15 protein-coding genes and 1 tRNA gene are annotated in these 17,023 nt (G+C 73.2%); 4 read left to right on the forward strand and 12 right to left on the reverse strand.

The window, feature by feature from the left end; all coding sequences use genetic code 11:
• Positions 1 to 727: nucleoside triphosphate pyrophosphohydrolase (locus DZG00_RS03965; RefSeq protein ID WP_199689790.1), on the reverse strand; the 727-nt coding region annotated here is incomplete at its 3' end.
• 107 nt (positions 728 to 834) lie between these two features.
• Here DZG00_RS03965 and DZG00_RS03970 point away from each other — a divergent pair.
• Complete coding sequence (locus DZG00_RS03970; protein WP_119455398.1) at positions 835 to 2,064, forward strand: Na+/H+ antiporter NhaA; 1,230 nt, start codon at positions 835 to 837, stop codon at positions 2,062 to 2,064.
• A 22-nt stretch (positions 2,065 to 2,086) separates the two neighbouring features.
• Here the strand turns inward: DZG00_RS03970 and mfd are convergent, their stop codons facing one another.
• The 4 genes from mfd to DZG00_RS03990 all read right to left on the reverse strand — a co-directional run bounded on the left by mfd (position 2,087) and on the right by DZG00_RS03990 (position 9,380).
• Positions 2,087 to 5,719: a transcription-repair coupling factor gene (gene mfd / locus DZG00_RS03975; RefSeq protein ID WP_119382165.1), complete on the reverse strand. Its 3,633-nt coding sequence runs from the start codon at positions 5,717 to 5,719 to the stop codon at positions 2,087 to 2,089.
• A 65-nt stretch (positions 5,720 to 5,784) separates the two neighbouring features.
• Entirely contained in the window at positions 5,785 to 6,372 is a 588-nt protein-coding gene (gene pth / locus DZG00_RS03980) for an aminoacyl-tRNA hydrolase (RefSeq protein WP_119382166.1), read from the reverse strand.
• Between the two features lie 132 nt (positions 6,373 to 6,504).
• Positions 6,505 to 7,149, reverse strand: a complete 645-nt coding sequence (locus DZG00_RS03985; protein ID WP_119382167.1) for a 50S ribosomal protein L25/general stress protein Ctc — start codon at positions 7,147 to 7,149, stop codon at positions 6,505 to 6,507.
• A gap of 170 nt (positions 7,150 to 7,319) precedes the next feature.
• Positions 7,320 to 9,380: a gluconokinase, GntK/IdnK-type gene (locus DZG00_RS03990; protein ID WP_119455399.1), complete on the reverse strand. Its 2,061-nt coding sequence runs from the start codon at positions 9,378 to 9,380 to the stop codon at positions 7,320 to 7,322.
• A gap of 83 nt (positions 9,381 to 9,463) precedes the next feature.
• Here DZG00_RS03990 and gnd point away from each other — a divergent pair, with 83 nt between their 5' ends.
• Both gnd and DZG00_RS04000 read left to right on the forward strand, forming a co-directional pair.
• Positions 9,464 to 10,918, forward strand: a complete 1,455-nt coding sequence (gnd, locus tag DZG00_RS03995; protein ID WP_119382316.1) for an NADP-dependent phosphogluconate dehydrogenase — start codon at positions 9,464 to 9,466, stop codon at positions 10,916 to 10,918.
• A 66-nt stretch (positions 10,919 to 10,984) separates the two neighbouring features.
• A complete protein-coding gene (locus DZG00_RS04000; RefSeq protein WP_119382317.1) occupies positions 10,985 to 11,359 on the forward strand; it encodes a hypothetical protein in 375 nt (124 codons plus the stop codon).
• 38 nt (positions 11,360 to 11,397) lie between these two features.
• Here DZG00_RS04000 and DZG00_RS04005 read toward each other — a convergent pair whose 3' ends face one another.
• The 4 genes from DZG00_RS04005 to DZG00_RS04020 all read right to left on the reverse strand — a co-directional run bounded on the left by DZG00_RS04005 (position 11,398) and on the right by DZG00_RS04020 (position 14,527).
• Positions 11,398 to 12,375, reverse strand: a complete 978-nt coding sequence (locus DZG00_RS04005) for a ribose-phosphate diphosphokinase (protein ID WP_119382318.1) — start codon at positions 12,373 to 12,375, stop codon at positions 11,398 to 11,400.
• Positions 12,376 to 12,389: 14 nt separating this feature from the next.
• Complete coding sequence (glmU, locus tag DZG00_RS04010; RefSeq protein ID WP_119382319.1) at positions 12,390 to 13,934, reverse strand: bifunctional UDP-N-acetylglucosamine diphosphorylase/glucosamine-1-phosphate N-acetyltransferase GlmU; 1,545 nt, start codon at positions 13,932 to 13,934, stop codon at positions 12,390 to 12,392.
• Positions 13,935 to 13,982: 48 nt separating this feature from the next.
• Positions 13,983 to 14,057: transfer RNA gene (locus DZG00_RS04015), tRNA-Gln, on the reverse strand.
• A gap of 77 nt (positions 14,058 to 14,134) precedes the next feature.
• Positions 14,135 to 14,527 (reverse strand): hypothetical protein, encoded by a 393-nt coding sequence (locus DZG00_RS04020; RefSeq protein WP_147359919.1) that lies wholly within the window; start codon positions 14,525 to 14,527, stop codon positions 14,135 to 14,137.
• Between the two features lie 51 nt (positions 14,528 to 14,578).
• Between DZG00_RS04020 and DZG00_RS04025 the strand changes: the two genes are divergently transcribed.
• A complete protein-coding gene (locus tag DZG00_RS04025; protein ID WP_119382321.1) occupies positions 14,579 to 15,082 on the forward strand; it encodes a MarR family winged helix-turn-helix transcriptional regulator in 504 nt (167 codons plus the stop codon).
• A 25-nt stretch (positions 15,083 to 15,107) separates the two neighbouring features.
• On the opposite strand, the gene DZG00_RS04030 is transcribed toward DZG00_RS04025, so the two are convergent.
• From DZG00_RS04030 to DZG00_RS04040, 3 genes are all read right to left on the reverse strand, one after another.
• Positions 15,108 to 15,464 carry a TraR/DksA family transcriptional regulator gene (locus DZG00_RS04030; RefSeq protein ID WP_119455400.1) on the reverse strand — a complete coding sequence of 119 codons (357 nt, stop codon included), beginning with the start codon at positions 15,462 to 15,464 and terminating at the stop codon, positions 15,108 to 15,110.
• Between the two features lie 7 nt (positions 15,465 to 15,471).
• Positions 15,472 to 16,479: an LLM class flavin-dependent oxidoreductase gene (locus tag DZG00_RS04035; protein WP_119383294.1), complete on the reverse strand. Its 1,008-nt coding sequence runs from the start codon at positions 16,477 to 16,479 to the stop codon at positions 15,472 to 15,474.
• Positions 16,476 to 17,023, reverse strand: a 548-nt coding sequence (locus DZG00_RS04040) for a LysE/ArgO family amino acid transporter (RefSeq protein WP_119455401.1), incomplete at its 5' end; no start/stop codon positions are given. The genes DZG00_RS04035 and DZG00_RS04040, both read right to left, overlap by 4 nt.

Consider the following 17,023-nt stretch of genomic DNA (forward strand, 5'->3'; position numbering starts at 1 on the left):
CCGGCTCGCCGTCGGCGGGCTCGTGCTCCGCCGTCCGGGACTCCGCCGCCCGGATCCCTGCCGCCCGGACCTCCGCCGTCAGCGACCGCAGCGTCGTCCGCAGCGCGCGCTCCGCGTCCAGGCCGCGCGACCTGGCCGAGACCGCCACCGCGAGGAGCAGCCGGCCGAGGTCGTCCTCGTCGTCGACCGGGATCGCGGCCGGGGCGTCCGCCTCGAGCAGGCCGATGCGCTCCGCCCGGCCGAGCAGCTTGTCGGCGAGGGCCAGGCTGGGCATGCCCATGGGGATCCCGTCGACGACGCTCGTGCGCGCCGACTTCTCGCGGTCCTTGGCGGCGCCCCAGACGCGCAGGACCTCCTCGACCGTGTCGGCGCGCTCGTCGCCGAAGACGTGCGGGTGGCGGCGCACCATCTTCTCCGTCGCGGTGCGGGCGACGTCGGCGAGGTCGAAGCCCTCGCCCTCGGTGCGCGCGATGTCGGCGTGGAAGACGACCTGGAGGAGCACGTCGGCGAGCTCCTCGCGCATGCCGGGGACGTCGTCGGTCTCGATGGCCTCGACGAGCTCGTGGCTCTCCTCGAGGAGGTACGGGACGAGGGTCCGGTGCGTCATCCCGCGGTTCCAGACGCAGCCGTCGGGCGCGCGCAGCACGGCCATCGCGGCGGCGAGCTCCGCGACGGCGGCGGACGCGGCGTCGGCGGCGGATGCGGACGGGGACGCGGGCTCGCTCATCCCGCCATCCTCGCACCGGGCCGCGGGTAGGCTCGTCCGCGGTGTGCCGGGAAGTCTGGTCGGCGGCGGGTGACCGTCTCCGCATCCATCGACCCCGGAAGGCGCCCATGACCGCCCTCATCCGCTCCGAGCGCGTCGCCGCCGGACTCCTCCTCCTCGCGGCCGTCGTCGGCCTGGTCGTCGCGAACACGCCCGCGGGTCCCGGGCTCATCGCGTGGGCGGACGGGCACCTCGCCGTCCCCGCGATCGGCGTCGACCTCACGCTCCGGCACTGGGTGAGCGACGGCCTGCTCGTCGTCTTCTTCTTCATCGTCGCGGTCGAGCTCAAGCACGAATTTCTCGCGGGCGAGCTGGACAGCGTCTCGCGCGCCCTCGTGCCCGCGATCGCCGCCGTCGGCGGCGTCATCGTCCCGGCGCTCGTCTACCTCGCCATCACCGCCGGCAGCGGATTCGCGCGGGGCTGGCCCGTGCCCACCGCGACCGACATCGCCTTCGCGCTCGGCGTGCTCGCGGTGTTCGGCCGGGGGCTCCCCGCCGCGGTGCGCGTGTTCCTGCTGGCGCTCGCGGTGCTCGACGACCTCATCGCCATCGTGATCATCGCGGTCTTCTTCACGACCGACCTCGAGCTGGGCGCGCTCGGCCTCGCGGTCGCGGGGGTCGTCCTGTTCGCGGTCGTCGGCCGCCTCGGCGCCGGGCGGACGGGTGTCGCGCGGATCGCCGTGGTCGCGCTGCTGGTGCTCATCGCCCTCGTGACGTGGTGGGCGACGCTCTCCTCCGGGATCCACGCGACCATCGCGGGCGTCGCCCTCGGCTTCGCGCTCCCCCGCATCTCCGGCCTCCGCGCGGCGCACGCCCTGGAGCCCGCATCGAACGGGATCGTGCTGCCCCTGTTCGCGTTCTCCGCCGCGCTCGTCGCGATCCCCGCCGTGGGCCTCGCCGAGCTGGCGCCCGCGTTCTGGGGCATCGCGCTGGCGCTGCCCGTCGGCAAGCTCGTGGGGATCACCGCGGGCGGGCTCGTCGGCGCGGCCGTCGCGCGCCGACGTGGCGCACCGGGCGGCCTCGCGCTGCCGGACCTCGTGACGGTCGCGCTCCTCGGCGGCATCGGCTTCACGGTGTCGCTGCTGATGAGCGAGCTGGCGTTCGCGGGCCTCGACGAGGTGCGCGACGAGGGGACCCTCGCGGTGCTGCTCGGCTCGGGCGTCTCGATGGTCGCCGCCGCGATCACGCTCTCCATCCGCAGCCGTCGTGCGCGCCGTGACGGCGCCCCCACGGACGGCGACGACGCGACGCGCGACGACTTCCCCGCGCACGCGGACGGCGGGCCGGCGCGCGCCTAGGCGCCCATCGGCCCGTCGTCGATCACGCCTTCGGCGCGGACTCCTTCGCGGCCGGCGCCGGCTCCACCGTGAACACGGCGTCGAGCAGCTGCCGCACCCAGTCCACGAGCTCGGCGTCGGGCAGCGGCTCGCCGTCGCGCTTGGGCAGCGGCACGGTGACCGCGTTGGTCTGCGCGAACAGCCGGCTTCCCGGGTACATGCGCTGCAGGCGCACCTGCTTGCTGTCGGCGAGGTCGGCCGGCGCGATGCGGAGGTTCGGCCCCATCGCGACGACCTCGCTGAGGCCGGCCCGCTGCGCCACGCGACGCAGCCGCGAGACCCGCACGAGGTTGTCGACCTCCACGGGCGGCTCGCCGTAGCGGTCCGCCAGCTCCTCGATGACCCGGTCGATCTGGTCGTCGGCGGCCGTGGGCGAGGCCGCCGTGGACAGCTTCTGGTACGCCTCGAGGCGCAGCCGCTCGCTGTCGACGTACTCCTCGGGGATGTGCGCATCGACCGGCAGCTCGAGCCGCAGCTCGGTCTGGCCCTCGGCCACGTCGCCACGGAACGTGGAGACGGCCTCGCCGATCATCCGCAGGTACAGGTCGAAGCCGACGCCCTGGATGTGGCCGGACTGCTCGCCGCCCAGCAGGTTGCCGGCGCCGCGGATCTCGAGGTCCTTCAGCGCGACCTGCATGCCGGATCCCAGCTCGTTGTTCGCCGCGATGGTGGACAGCCGGTCGTGCGCCGTCTCGGACAGCGGCTTGTCGGCGTCGTAGAGGAAGTACGCGTACGCGCGCTCCCGCCCGCGGCCGACGCGACCGCGCAGCTGGTGCAGCTGGCTGAGGCCGTACTTGTCGGCCCGGTCGATGATGAGCGTGTTCGCGTTCGCGATGTCGAGGCCGGTCTCGATGATGGTGGTCGACACGAGCACGTCGAACTTCCGCTCCCAGAAGTCGACGATGACCTGCTCGAGCATCGCCTCGCTCATCTTGCCGTGCGCGACGGCGACGCGCGCCTCGGGCACGAGCTCGGCGAGCTCCGACGCGACCCGGTTGATGCTCGAGACGCGGTTGTGCACGAAGAACACCTGGCCCTCGCGCAGCAGCTCGCGACGGATGGCCGCGGCGATCTGCTTCTCGCTGTTCGGGCCCACGAAGGTGAGGATCGGGTGCCGGTCCTCCGGCGGGGTCGCGAGCGTCGACATCTCGCGGATGCCCGTGACGGCCATCTCGAGCGTGCGCGGGATCGGCGTGGCCGACATCGCGAGGATGTCCACGTTCGCCTTCAGCTTCTTCAGCGCGTCCTTGTGCTCGACGCCGAACCGCTGCTCCTCGTCGATGATGACGAGCCCCACGTCCTTGAACGCGATGCTGCCCGTGAGCAGGCGGTGCGTGCCGATGACGACGTCGACGGATCCGTCCTCGAGGCCCTTGACGGTCTCGCGCGACTCCTTCTCGGACTGGAAGCGGCTGAGCTGGCGCAGGTGCACGGGGAACCCGGCGAAGCGCTCGGAGAACGTCTCGAAGTGCTGCTTCACGAGCAGGGTGGTGGGCACGAGCATCACGACCTGCTTGCCGTCCTGCACGGCCTTGAACGCGGCCCGCACGGCGATCTCGGTCTTGCCGAAGCCGACGTCGCCCGAGATGAGGCGGTCCATGGGGATGGGGCTCTCCATGTCGCGCTTGACCTCGTCGATGACGGTGAGCTGGTCGGGCGTCTCCATGAAGGGGAACGCCTCCTCGAGCTCGCGCTGCCACGGGGTGTCCGGCGGGAAGGAGTGTCCGCGCGACGCCATGCGCGCCGAGTACAGCTTCACGAGCTCGACCGCGATGTCGCGGACGGCCCGGCGCGCCTTGCCCTTCGCGGCGGCCCAGTCGCTGCCGCCCATCTTGCTGAGCGACGGCTCCTCCCCGCCGACGTAGCGGCTGAGGAGGTCGAGCTGGTCGGTGGGCACGAAGAGCTTGTCGCCCGGGTAGCCGCGCTTCGAGGGCGCGTACTCGATGACGAGGTACTCGCGCCGGGTCTTCACGGCGTTGCGGCCGCCCGAGGAGACCTCGCGCTGGGTGAGCTCCACGAACCTCCCGATGCCGTGCGTGGTGTGCACGACGTGGTCGCCGGTCTTCAGCTGCAGCGGATCCACCACGTTCTTGCGCCGGGTGGCGAGCTTCTTGACCTGGCGGCTGTCGTACCCGGCGGCGCGCCCGTAGAACTCGCTCTCGGTGAGGAGCGCGAGCTTGACCTCGGGCATCTCGAAGCCCGCGTCGATGGCGGAGCGGAGCAGGTAGGCGATGCCGGGCTCGGGCTCGGCGGGGAACTCCTCGACCACGCGCGCGGGCACGCCCGCCTCGCGCAGCACGGTGTCGGCGCGCTCGACGAGCCCGGATCCCTGGGCCACGACGCCCACGGACCAGCCGGCGGCCAGGCGCTCGCGCACGTGCTCGATGGCGCCGTCGGCGTTGCCCGCGAAGCTCGGCACGGGATCCGCCTGGATGCGCACGGTCATGACCTCGTCGATCCCGAGGTCCTCCGGCAGCACGTCGGTGGCCTGGAAGCCGGAGAGGGTCCACCAGCGGCGGGGACCGCGCGCGTCGCGCAGCCGGCCGAGGGAGAGGAAGTCGCCGGACGCGAGGTCGATGGGCGCCTGCGCGCCCGCGGTCGCGGCGTTCCACGCGGCGTCGAGGAACTCGCGGTTCGTGTCCGCGAGGCTCTGCGCGCGGGTGGACACGCGCTCGGGCGAGACGACCGCGATGGCCGCGTCGACCGGCAGGTAGTGCGTGACCGGGACGAGCCTGTCGACGAGCGCGGGCGCGAGCGACTCCATGCCCTCGACGGGGATGCCCTCGGCGATCTTCGCGAGCATCTGCTGCAGGTTCGGGAACTCGTGCTGCATCTCGCGGGCACGCTGGCGCACGGGCGCGCTCAGCAGCAGCTCGCGGCTCGGCGGCAGCTCGACGGAGTCGACGGTCTCGTCGAGCGAGCGCTGGTCCGCTACCGCGAACGGCCGCATCTGGTCGACCTCGTCGCCGAAGAACTCGACGCGCACGGGGTGGTCGGACACGGGCGGGAAGACGTCGAGGATGCCGCCGCGCACCGCGAACTCGCCGCGGCGGGTGACCATGTCGACGCGCGAGTACGCCAGGTCGACCAGCCGCACCGCGAGCTCGGACAGGTCGTGCCCGCGGCTGCCGGTGGCGAGCTGCACGGGCGCGAGCTCGGTGAGGTTGTCGGCGACCGGCTGCAGCGCCGCGCGCACCGAGGCGACGATCACGAGCGGGCGCACCCGGTCGGCCGGCACCTCGCGGGCGCCCTGCCCGAGCGCGGCGTGCCACTGCTCCATGCGGCGGAGCGCATGGATCCGCTTGCCCACGATCTCGGCGCTCGGGCTCAGCCGCTCGTGCGGCAGCGTCTCCCACGCGGGGAACTCGAGGATCTCGGCGTCCGGCAGCACGGCGTCGAGGCTGCGGCGCATGCCCTCGGACTCGCGGCCGGTGGCGGTGACGACGAGCAGGCACCCCGGGATGCCGCGCTGGATGCGCTGGCGCAGGAGCCCCGCGAGCAGCGGTCCCTGGAGCCCCTCGGTGAGGGAGAAGTCGGCGTCGCGGGAGGCCGATGCGAGGGCGTCGTCGAACGTGGAGGCGCGCGAGAGCGCCGGGATCAAGCCCTGGAGGATCACCAGATGATCGTACGCGCCGCCACCGACGCGCTCGCCGTCGTCCGCCGAGGGCGGACGCGCGGGGATCAGGACGCGGCGGTGTGGAAGCGCAGCTGCGCCGCGATGAGGCCCTCGGCGGCGATCATCTCGACGGCGTCGGCCGCGTCCTCGAGGACGTTCGGCAGCACCTGGCGCTCCGTGGAGGAGAAGGGCTTGAGCACGAAGTCGGCGGCGTCCTGGCGGCCGGGCGGACGGCCGATGCCGATGCGCACGCGCGTGAAGTCGCCCGTGCCCGCGGAGGAGATGATGTCGCGGATCCCGTTGTGGCCGCCGTGCCCGCCGCCCTGCTTGAGCTTCATGGAGTCGAACGGGATGTCGAGCTCGTCGTGCGCGACGACGAGCTGCGCGGGTTCGAGCGAGAAGTACTTGAGGAGGTTCGCGACCGGCCCGCCGGACAGGTTCATGAACGAGTTCGGCTTCGCGAGGATGAGCTTCGGACCACCGGGGACCGCGCGACCCTCCGCGACCTGCGCGTTGGCGCGGTGCGAGCGGAAGGTGGCGCGCATCCGGTCGGCGAGCACGTCGAGCGCCATCTGGCCGACGTTGTGCCGCGTGCCCGCGTACTGCGGGCCGGGGTTGCCGAGGCCGACCACGAGCAGGGTCCGGTCGTCCACGTGCGTTCTCCCTCAGGTCGTCGCATCCTCGGGGCGGATGCGCGGAGCCCGCCGGCCGCTGCCGGTGTCCCGGACGGCGGCCGACGGGCTCCGTGGTGCTGTCGTGCGTGCGGCCGGGGCCGCGGGTGGTGGCTACTTGTCGTCGCCGGACTGGTCGCCGGTGGCGCCGTCGTCGGTGACCGCGACATCCGCGTCGCCCTCGGCGACGGTGTCCTCGTCCTCGGCGTCGGTCGTGAGGTCGAGCTGGGGCACGGAGACCGCGAGCACGAGCGTCTCGGGGTCGGTGACCAGCACGGCGCCTGCGGGCAGGTCGACCTGGCCGGCCGAGACCTGCGTGCCGTCCTCGAAGCCCTCGATGGAGACGACGAAGCGCTCCGGGATGTGCGTGGCCTCGACCTCGACCGTGATGGACGTGTACTCGAGGCTGTGGATCGTGCCGGGGTAGGACTCGCCCTCGACATGGATCGGGACCTCGACCTCGACGCGCTCGCCCTGGCGGACGACGATGAGGTCGACGTGCTCGATGATCTGGCGCACGGGGTCCTTCTGGACGTCCTTCACCAGCGCGAGCTGCGGCGTGCCCTCGATGTCGAGCGTGATGATCTGGTTCGCCTTGCGGATGATGAGCATGAGCTCGTGACCCGGGAGGGTGACGTGCTGCGGGTCGGTGCCGTGGCCGTAGATGACCGCGGGGATCTTGCCGACCGCGCGGATCTTGCGGGCCGCGCCCTTGCCGAACTGCGTGCGCAGCTCAGCGGCGAGGTTGTTGTCAACCATGGTGTCGCTCCAATTGCGGCCCGTGAGGGCTCGCGTCGTGTGTCTGTCGTCTGCTCGAACGCTTGCGCGTGAGGAATGAGGTGCGAGCCCCGTCCACCGCGTCGATAACGGACCGCCGCCGTGCTCGCGCACGGCCCCTGCGATCCCTCGCCGAAGTTCAACCCCCGATCCTAGCGGACGGACGCCTCCCCGGTCGACGCGTCCGCGGCGGCGGGCGACGGGGATCCCGGCGCGGGCGGCGTGGACTGCCCGACCCGGAGGCGCAGGCCGTCGTGCACGCCGTCGACGACGTCCTCGAACGCGACGGGCGCGCCGAGCGTCGCCGAGACGTAGACGCTGACCACGGTCGCGAGCGACACGAACGCGTCGTCCACGGTGACCCCGGCGGGGCGGCCCGTGCGCAGGGCGTCGGCGATGTCGTCGTACTGCCGGTAGTGGCCCTCGAGGTAGGTGTTGTCGAGTCGCGGCGAGCGCGGCAGGTCGGCCGCGTGCAGCTCGAGCTCGGCGTCGTTCCGCACGTCCGCCTGGGCGGGCACGCCCGACTCGGGCGCCGCGTGGAAGTAGGTGAGGGATCCGGCCTCGATGACGGCGGATCCGCGCGTGCCCTGCACCTGCACCCGCGTGTCGAGGCCCGGGTAGCCGGCGGTGGTCGCCTGCAGGGTCGCGAGGGCGCCCGAGGCGAATCGGATCACGGCGACCGCGACGTCCTCGACCTCGATGCCCTCGTGCGCGAGCAGCGCGGTCTGCGCGTACACCTCGACCGGACGGCCGAGGTACGAGACGAGGAGGTCGAGCGTGTGCACGCCCTGGTTCATGAGGGCGCCGCCGCCGTCGAGGTCCCACGTGCCGCGCCAGTGGCCCGAGTCGTAGAAGCCCTGGCTGCGCCACCACGGCGCGCTGGCGACCGCGGAGGTGAGGCGGCCGAGGCGGCCGGAGCGCACGGCCCGGTCGACGACCACGCTCGACGGGTTGAAGCGGTGCTGGCTGATGACGGTGGAGAGGATCCCCCGCCCGGCGGCCTCGCGCGCGAGCTCGGCGATGCGGCGGCCGCGCGCCAGGTCGACGTCGAGCGGCTTCTCGATGACGACGTGGAGGCCGGCGGCGAGCGCCTCCTCCGCGAGGCCGATGTGCAGGCCGCTCGGGGTGCAGATCACGACGAGCTCGGCGGCGTCCTCGCGGATCATGTCGCCGAGGTGCGCGAACACCCGCGGGCGGTCGGCGCGCAGCTCGTCGACGACCACGTCGGCGAGCTCGTCGGCGGTGGCGGCCGTGACGTCCACGAGCGCGGCGACGCGGAAGTCGGGGTGCTCGGCGAGGACGCGCGCGTGGTGCGTGCCGATGACGCCGCAGCCGACGATCGCGACCCGGATGGGCTCGTGGACCGCGGCAGCCGGGGCGCCGTCTCCGGTCGCTGCGGCCGGGACCGCGTCAGCGTCGCGTATGTCCTCGGAGGGGACGGCGGCCGCGTGGCGCGGGGCGTCGGCGCCCGGCACGTCGGCGTCGGAGCGCGGCACGTCGGCGTCGGCGCGCGGCACGTCGGCGTCGGAGCGCGCGGCCCGCACGAGCGCGGGGACGTCCGCCTCGGGCACGGCCGCGGCGGGCTCGGTCGACGTGGCGGGCGCGTCGTCGACCCGGCCGGGCGACGCCGTCCGGCCGCCCGGCAGCAGCTCGCGCACGGCCGCGTCGGCGAGCGCCACGGGATCGTCGGTGATGTCGAGGGTGATGCCCTGCTCGTCGTCGCCGAGCGGCTCGAGCGTGCGCAACTGCGACGCGAGGAGGCTCGACGGCATGAAGTGGCCCTCGCGGGAGCCCAGGCGCTCGGCCAGCAGCTCGTGGTCGCCGGCCAGGTGCACGAAGACGGCGTCGGGCGCGGCGGCGCGGAGGATGTCGCGGTAGGAGCGCTTCAGCGCGCTGCACGCGACGACGGGTCCGCCCTCGGGGCGGCCGGCGAGCTCGCGGCCCACGTGCTCGAGCCACGGTCGGCGGTCGTCGTCGTCGAGGGCGTGGCCCTCGGCCATCTTGCGACGGTCGGCCTCGGGGTGCAGGTCGTCGCCGTCGATGAAGGGGACGCCGGCGTCCTGCGCGAGCAGCTCGCCCACCGTGGACTTCCCGGATCCGGAGACCCCCATCACGATCACGGGCGGGAACGGGCGGACGGCGTCGATGCGGATCACTCCCTGCGGTTCGGTGAGGAACTCGTGCGGCGCGACCGTGTGGGTGCGCCTGGTCATCCTACGAGACGCTCCCCGGGACCCCGCTGACGGTCGGGAGCCCGGGCGTAGCCTGAGCACGACTGTCGACAAGGAGGCATCAGATGTCAGATGACCAGAAGGCCACGGCGAACATCGGGGTGGTGGGGCTCGCGGTGATGGGCTCGAACCTCGCCCGCAACCTCGCCAGCCGCGAGGGCAACACGGTCGCGGTGTACAACCGCACCACCCAGAAGACCACCGACCTCGTCGAGGAGCACCCCGAGGCGGGCTTCGTCGCCGCCACCACGATCGAGGAGTTCGCGGCCTCGCTGCAGCGGCCCCGCACCGCGATCATCATGGTCAAGGCCGGGCGCGGCACGGACGCCGTCATCGAGCAGCTGACCGAGGCGTTCGAGGAGGGCGACATCATCGTCGACGGCGGCAACGCGCTGTTCACCGACACGATCCGCCGGGAGAAGGAGGTCCGCGCGAAGGGCCTGCACTTCGTCGGCGCCGGCATCTCCGGCGGCGAGGAGGGCGCGCTGAAGGGCCCGAGCATCATGCCCGGCGGCACCGCGGAGGCGTACGAGACGCTCGGCCCGATCCTCGAGTCGATCGCCGCGGTCGCGGAGGGCAAGCCCTGCGTGACCCACATCGGCACCGACGGCGCCGGCCACTTCGTGAAGATGATCCACAACGGCATCGAGTACGCCGACATGCAGCTCATCGCCGAGTCGTTCGACCTGCTGCGCCGCGTCGGCGGCCACGAGCCGGCCGCCATCGCGGACGTGTTCGAGGAGTGGAACGGCGGCGACCTCGAGTCGTACCTCATCGAGATCACCGCGGAGGTGCTCCGACAGAAGGACGCTGCGACCGGGAAGCCGCTGGTCGACGTGATCGTCGACCAGGCCGGGTCCAAGGGCACCGGCGTCTGGACCGTGCAGAACTCGGTGGGCCTCGGCGTGCCGGTGGGCGGGATCGCGGAGGCCGTGTTCGCGCGCGCCGTGTCGTCGAAGCCCGAGCAGCGGAAGGCCGTGCAGGCCACGATCACGAGCCGCCCCGAGATCCAGCCCGCGGGCGAGACCTTCGAGGACGACGTGCGCGCCGCGCTCTACGCGAGCAAGGTCGTCGCGTACGCGCAGGGCTTCGACGCGATCATCGCGGGCGCGAAGGAGTACGGCTGGGACGTCGACAAGGGCAAGGTCGCGGAGATCTGGCGCGGCGGCTGCATCATCCGCGCGCAGTTCCTCAACCGCATCGTCGAGGCGTACGAGAAGGACGCCGGTCTCGCGACGCTGCTCGAGGACCCGTACTTCGCGAAGGCCGTCGCCGACGGCGAGCAGGCGTGGCGCCGGGTCGTCTCGGTCGCCGCGCTGTCGGGGATCCCGGTGCCCGGCTTCGCGTCGGCGCTGAGCTATTACGACTCGCTCGCCTCCGAGCGCCTGCCCGCGGCCCTCGTGCAGGGCCAGCGCGACTTCTTCGGCGCGCACACGTACCACCGCACCGACAGGGAGGGCACCTTCCACACGCTGTGGTCCGGCGACCGCTCCGAGATCGAGGCCGAGGACACGCACTAGCCCTCGCCGCACGCAGACGCCCCGCCGCCCATCCCGGGCGGCGGGGCGTCTGTCACACTGGACCGGATGGACGAGGACGAGCACCCGGAGCTCGCGGGCTACGAACCGCACCGCCCGCGGAGCCTGCGCAGCAGGCGCACGCTCGTCGTGATGCGGGTGGTCGTCGTGGTCGGGATCGTGAGCCTGCTGCTCCCCGGCGTCGTCACCATGGTGCGCGTGGGCGCGAGCACGGCAGACATGGCCTGCGCCGACTTCGTGGCCTACGAGCGCCCCGACTCCCCCTCCTACGAGGTGCGGTTCCAGCTCTTCGGGCCGGGCGTCGTGGGGTACGAGTGCTACACGAAGTACGCCTTCGGCGGGGACGAGCACATCACGTCGCTCGGGCTCATCCCGTCGGGGCGCGTCGCGCGCGAGGTCGTCGAGCGGAACTCGCGGGACTGATCCCGGTCCGTCCCGCCCGACGGGCGCGGGGGCTCGGGCTAGGCCGCGCCGTCGAACATGCTCGTGACGGATCCGTCGTCGAAGACCTCGTGGATCGCGCGGGCCAGCAGCGGCGCGATGGGCAGCACCGTGAGCTTGTCCCAGCGCTTCTCCTCGGGGATCGGCAGCGAGTCCGTGACGACGACCGAGTCGATGTGCGGGCTGTCGAGGATCTGCGTCGCCGGGTCGGAGAAGACCGCGTGCGTGGCCGCGACGACGACGCCCGTGGCGCCGTTCTTCTTCAGCGCCTCAGCGGCCGAGACGATGGTGCGGCCGGTGTCGATGAGGTCGTCCACCAGGAGGCACACGCGCCCCGCCACGTCGCCGACGATCTCGTGCACGGTGACCTGGTTGTGCACCTTCGGGTCGCGGCGCTTGTGGATGATGGCGAGCGGCGCGCCGAGCTTGTCGCTCCAGATGTCGGCCACGCGGACGCGGCCCATGTCGGGCGAGACGACCGTGAGGGTCTTCGAGTCGAGCACCGAGCGCATGTGCTCGAGGAGCACCGGCATCGCGAAGAGGTGGTCGACGGGGCCGTCGAAGAAGCCCTGGATCTGCGCGGCGTGCAGGTCGACCGACATGATGCGGTCGGCGCCGGCGGCCTTGAACAGGTCGGCGACGAGGCGGGCCGAGATCGGCTCGCGGCCGCGGCCCTTCTTGTCCTGCCGGGCGTAGGGGTAGAACGGGGCGACCACGGTGATCCGCTTGGCCGACGCCCGCTTCATCGCGTCCACCATGATGAGCTGCTCCATGAGCCACTCGTTGATGGGCGCGGTGTGCGACTGGATGACGAACGCGTCGCTGCCGCGGACGCTCTCGTCGTAGCGGATGTAGAGCTCGCCGTTGGCGAAGGTCCGCGCGTCGGTGTGGACGAGGCTCGTCTCGAGCTCCTCCGCGATCTGCTCGGCGAGCTCGGGGTGAGCGCGACCCGTGACGATCACGAGGCGCTTCTCTCCGGCGGTCTTGATTGCGGACACGGGACTCCGTCTCGTCAGTGCTGCTCGGTGTGATCGGTCCCGGACGATGCGTCCTGGTGCCCGTCGGCTGCCTCGACCGCGGCCCGGGCCTCGGGGGTGCCCGGCCGCTTGGCCTCGGTCCAGCCGACCATGTTGCGTTGCGGCGCCACCGAGATGCCGAGTGCGCCGGGCGGGACGTCCTTGCGGATGACGGCACCGGCACCCGTATAGGAGCCGGTACCGATCCTAACCGGTGCGACGAGGACGTTCCGCGAGCCCAGGTGCACGTGGTCGCCCACCTCGGTGCGGTGCTTCGTGTGCCCGTCGTAGTTCGCGAAGACCGCTCCCGCGCCGATGTTCGTGTGCGCGCCGATGGTCGCGTCGCCCACGTAGCTGAGGTGCGGGACCTTGCTGTGCTCGCCGATCTCGACGTTCTTCGTCTCGACGTACGCGCCGATCTTGCCGTCGTCGCCGAGGCGCGTGCCGGGGCGGAGGAACGAGAACGGGCCGACGGTGGCGCGGGCGCCGATGACGGCCAGCTCCGCGTCGGTGCGGCGGACGGTCGCGTCCTCGCCGACCTCGGTGTCGCGGAGGGTCGTGTCGGGACCGACGGTCGCGCCGGCGGCGACCGTGGAGGCGCCCAGGATCTGCGTGCCCGGGAGGACCGTGACGTCGGCGGCGAGCGTGGCCCTCACGTCGATCCAGGTGGTGCGCGGGTCCTGGATGGTCACGCCCGCGAGCTGCCAGCGGCGGATGATGCGCGCGTTCAGCTCGGTGGCCGCGGCCGTGAGCTGCACCCGGTCGTTGATGCCGGCGACGAGCCAGCTGTCGCGCACGGGGAGGGCCTCGATGGCGCCGCCCGCGCGGCGGATCACGTCGGCCGCGTCGGTGAGGTACTTCTCGCGCTGCGCGTTCTCGGTGCCGATCGCGCCGAGCGTCTGGCGGAGCGCCTCGGCGTCGAAGACGTAGACGCCCGCGTTGACCTCGTCGATGCGGAGCTGCTCGCCCGTGGCGTCCTTCTGCTCGACGATCGCCTCGAACGCGCCGTCCTGGCCGCGGATGATGCGGCCGTTGCCGGTCGGGTCGTCGAGACGCGCGGTGAGGAGCGTGAGGTCGTTGCGCGCCTGGCGGTGCGCGGAGACGAGCGAGCGGAGGGTCGCGGCGTCGAGCAGCGGCACGTCGCCCGAGAGCACGACGACCTGGCCGGTGAAGCCGTCGGGCAGCGCCGTGATGCCGACCTCGACGGCGCGGCCGGTGCCGGGGATCTCGTCCTGGTCGACGATGAGCGCGTCGGGCGCGAGCGATCGCACGACCTCGACGACCTGGTCGCGGTCGTGCCGCACCACGGTGACGACGTGGCGCGCGCCGAGCTCCTCGGCGGTGGCGAGCACGTGGCCGACGAGCGGCAGGCCCGCGAGGGGGTGGAGGACCTTCGGGAGGCGCGAGCGCATGCGGGTGCCCTGGCCGGCCGCGAGGATCACGACCGCGATGGAGGGGCTGCGCGGCTCGCCGTCGACGTCGAGCTCGCCGGTGACGATGGGGATCTCGCGGGTCCTCGGCGTGCTGTCTGACTCGGTCATGGCGGTCTCCCTGATCCTCGTGCGTCTGTCCGGCGCGGCCGGCGGGCGTGGCTCCGCCCCCAGGATTCGAACCTGGACCTCACAGCTCCAAAGGCTGAAGTGCTGCCGTTACACCAAGGCGGACCGCTCACGGTCCGGCCGTGCGCAGGACGAGTCTGCCAGAGGTGCCTGCCGGCGGAGGACCCGGGCGCGGCGGGTGGTCAGGCGTCGCGGCCTCGGCGCCGGCGGAGGTCGCCGCGGATCCGGAGCAGGAGGTACAGCGCACCGGAGACCGCGATCCCGACGGCTCCGCCGATGAGCACGCGCGCATCGAACGCGCCGTGCTGGAGGGGCCACACCTGGCTGAGGAGGGCGGCGATCCCGAGCAGACCCGGGGTCAGCACCATCGCGACCGCGGCCTCCTGCCTGGGGAGCATCTGCTCGGTCCCGCGGCGCCGGTCGCGGATGGCGGTGCCGATGACGCCCGTCCACAGCGGCGCCGCCAGGACGAGGTTCGCGACCGGGGCGAGGAGGAGGGCGACGAGGAAGGACGTGGCCAGGGCGCCGACGTACCACCACGGCATGACGGAGCGGATGGAGGGGAGGCTGGCCATGCGCATCACGCTAGCGACCGGGCGGACGCCCCGGACCGGCATGATGGGGGGATGCCCAGCCGCGACGAGGTCGACCGCATCGTCGACGCGTGGCGGCGGGAGCGACCCGACCTCGACTTCTCCCCGCTCGAGGTGCTGTCGCGCGTCGGGCGGCTGTCGCGGCTGCTGGAGCGCGCCCGGCGCTCGGCGTTCCAGGAGTCGGAGCTGGAGTCGTGGGAGTTCGACGTGCTGTCGGCGCTGCGGCGGGCGGGCGATCCCTACCAGCTGAGCCCCAAGGCGCTCCTGCAGCAGACGCTCGTCTCCTCGGGCACCATGACCAACCGGATCGACCGGCTCGTGGCGCGCGGACTGGTGGAGCGGCGCACGGATCCGCACGACGGGCGCGGGATCCTCGTGGTGATGTCGGACGCGGGCCGCACGCGCGTGGACACCGCGATCACGCGGCTCGTCGCCGAGGAGGCGGAGCTGCTCGAGACGCTGCCGGCCGCCGACCGCGGCGTGCTCGCGGGGCTGCTGCGGCAGCTGATCCTCGACCTCGACGACGACGGGGCCTGACGCCCGAGCTGCGCCGGGCCGCCTCTCAGGCGTGCGCGACGCATCGGCGCGCGGCGGGGCGGATCTCGAGCCGGCCCGCGGGGATCGGCTCGCCGCACACCTCGCAGCGGCCGTAGGTGCCCGCGTCGAGGCGGGCGACCGCGGCGTCGACGTCGGCCAGGCGCACGCGCGCCTCGCGGATCATCGCGTCGGACTGCGAGCGCTCGAACGCGAGGGTCGCGCCCTCGGGATCGTGCTCGTCGTCGGAGTTGGCGTCCTGGCGGGCCTCGACGATCGCCGCGACATCGCGGTCGAGACCGCGGATGAGCGCGAGGGTGTCGGCGCGCACCGCCTCCAGGGCAGCGCGCGGATCCGCCGGCCCGGGCGCGGCGTCGTCGGCCACCGACGCGCTACGCGGCGACCAGGGCGTGCGCGTCCGCCATCAGCTCGACCGAGCGGAGGCGCTCGGGCGTGCGCTGCGAGGCGTGGCCGACGATGACCTCGTCGACGCCCGCCTGCTCCGCGAACCGGTTCGCGTAGTCGGACACCTCTGCGCCCGTGCCGACGGCCGTGTAGGTCATCATGCTGGCGACGTGCGCGCCGACCGGGGCCTCGAGCAGGCGGTCGAGCTCGTCGTCGGTGAAGGTCTGCTCGGCCGGGATCTGCCCGCTCTGACGGAGCAGCATCATGAGGCGGGCACGGCGGACCTCGGCGAACTGGCGCTCGGCGTCGGCGCGGTCGTCGGCCGCGATGCCGTTGATGCCGGCGATCGCGTAGGGCGCGTCGAGCTGCTCCGACGGGCGGAAGTCGCGGCGGTAGATCGCGATGGCGTCGAGCAGCATGTCGGGCGCGAAGTGCGACGCGAAGGCGAACGGCAGGCCGAGCGCCGCGGCGAGCTGGGCGCCGAAGGTCGAGGATCCGAGGATGTAGAGGGGCACGCGCGTACCGGCGCCGGGGGTCGCGGAGACGCCGGGGACCTGGCTCTCGCCCGCGAGGAAGCCCTGCAGCTCGACGACGTCCTCCGGGAAGCGGTCCGAGGATCCGGGGTCGCGGCGTAGGGCGCGGAAGGTGGCCTGGTCGCTGCCGGGGGCGCGGCCGAGGCCGAGGTCGATGCGTCCCGGGTGCAGCGTCTCGAGCGTGCCGAACTGCTCCGCGATGGTGAGCGGCGAGTGGTTCGGCAGCATGACGCCGCCGGAGCCGAGCCGGATGGTGGACGTCTGGCTGGCGACGTGGGCGATGAGCACGCTCGTCGCGCTCGACGCGATGGACGCCATGTTGTGGTGCTCGGCGTACCAGACGCGGCGGTAGCCGCTCCGCTCGGCCTGCTGGGCGAGGGCGACGGAGGCCTGGAAGCTGTCGCGGGCGGTCTCCCCGGGGGCGATGGGGGCGAGGTCGAGGATGGAGAGCGGGACGGTCATGCTCGGTCCAACAGCGCGGACCCCTCGACTGTTCCGACCGGATCCGAGGTGGGCGCGGCGGCCGGCGTCCGCGCGGCGCGGTCCGCGTCGGCCAGACGCCGGCGCCGCGCCACCGACCACACGGCCACGGCTCCGGCGAGCAGCACGCATACGGCGGTGGCGGCGACGATCCGCGTCGCATCCCCCATGCCGGCGGGCGCGAGCGGCAGCAGGATCTGCACGGCGAGCACGAGCATCACCGCCGCGATCACGGTGTCCAGCACCCGCCAGGCCGAGGGCCGGGCGAGCACGGGCGCGAACACGCGCGCGGCGGTGGCGAGGAGCGTGAACCAGACGCAGCTCGCGAGCATCGCGCCGATGCCGAACGCCCAGCGCCCGTCGCCGTGGCCGGCCGCGACGGATCCGACGAGGAGCACCGTGTCGAGGTACACGTGCGGGTTCAGCCAGGTGAGCGCGAGGCATGCCGCCACCACGGCGCCGAGCGCGCGCGGCGCGGACGCGGCGGCCGCGAGGCCCTGCGGCGCGACCGCCCGGAGCAGCGACA

This window comes from Clavibacter lycopersici (genome assembly GCF_003576405.1).
Classification (GTDB): domain Bacteria; phylum Actinomycetota; class Actinomycetes; order Actinomycetales; family Microbacteriaceae; genus Clavibacter; species Clavibacter lycopersici.

Excerpts from the sequence above, each read along its gene's own strand:
- DZG00_RS03990 (WP_119455399.1), bottom strand. The coding sequence starts at position 9,380 with ATGACCAGGCGCACCCACACGGTCGCGCCGCACGAGTTCCTCACCGAA.
- DZG00_RS03970 (WP_119455398.1), top strand. The coding sequence starts at position 835 with ATGACCGCCCTCATCCGCTCCGAGCGCGTCGCCGCCGGACTCCTCCTC.
- DZG00_RS04035 (WP_119383294.1), bottom strand. The coding sequence starts at position 16,479 with ATGACCGTCCCGCTCTCCATCCTCGACCTCGCCCCCATCGCCCCCGGG.
- gnd (WP_119382316.1), top strand. The coding sequence starts at position 9,464 with ATGTCAGATGACCAGAAGGCCACGGCGAACATCGGGGTGGTGGGGCTC.
- DZG00_RS04020 (WP_147359919.1), bottom strand. The coding sequence starts at position 14,527 with ATGGCCAGCCTCCCCTCCATCCGCTCCGTCATGCCGTGGTGGTACGTC.
- glmU (WP_119382319.1), bottom strand. The coding sequence starts at position 13,934 with ATGACCGAGTCAGACAGCACGCCGAGGACCCGCGAGATCCCCATCGTC.
- DZG00_RS04000 (WP_119382317.1), top strand. The coding sequence starts at position 10,985 with ATGGACGAGGACGAGCACCCGGAGCTCGCGGGCTACGAACCGCACCGC.
- DZG00_RS04025 (WP_119382321.1), top strand. The coding sequence starts at position 14,579 with ATGCCCAGCCGCGACGAGGTCGACCGCATCGTCGACGCGTGGCGGCGG.
- DZG00_RS03985 (WP_119382167.1), bottom strand. The coding sequence starts at position 7,149 with ATGGTTGACAACAACCTCGCCGCTGAGCTGCGCACGCAGTTCGGCAAG.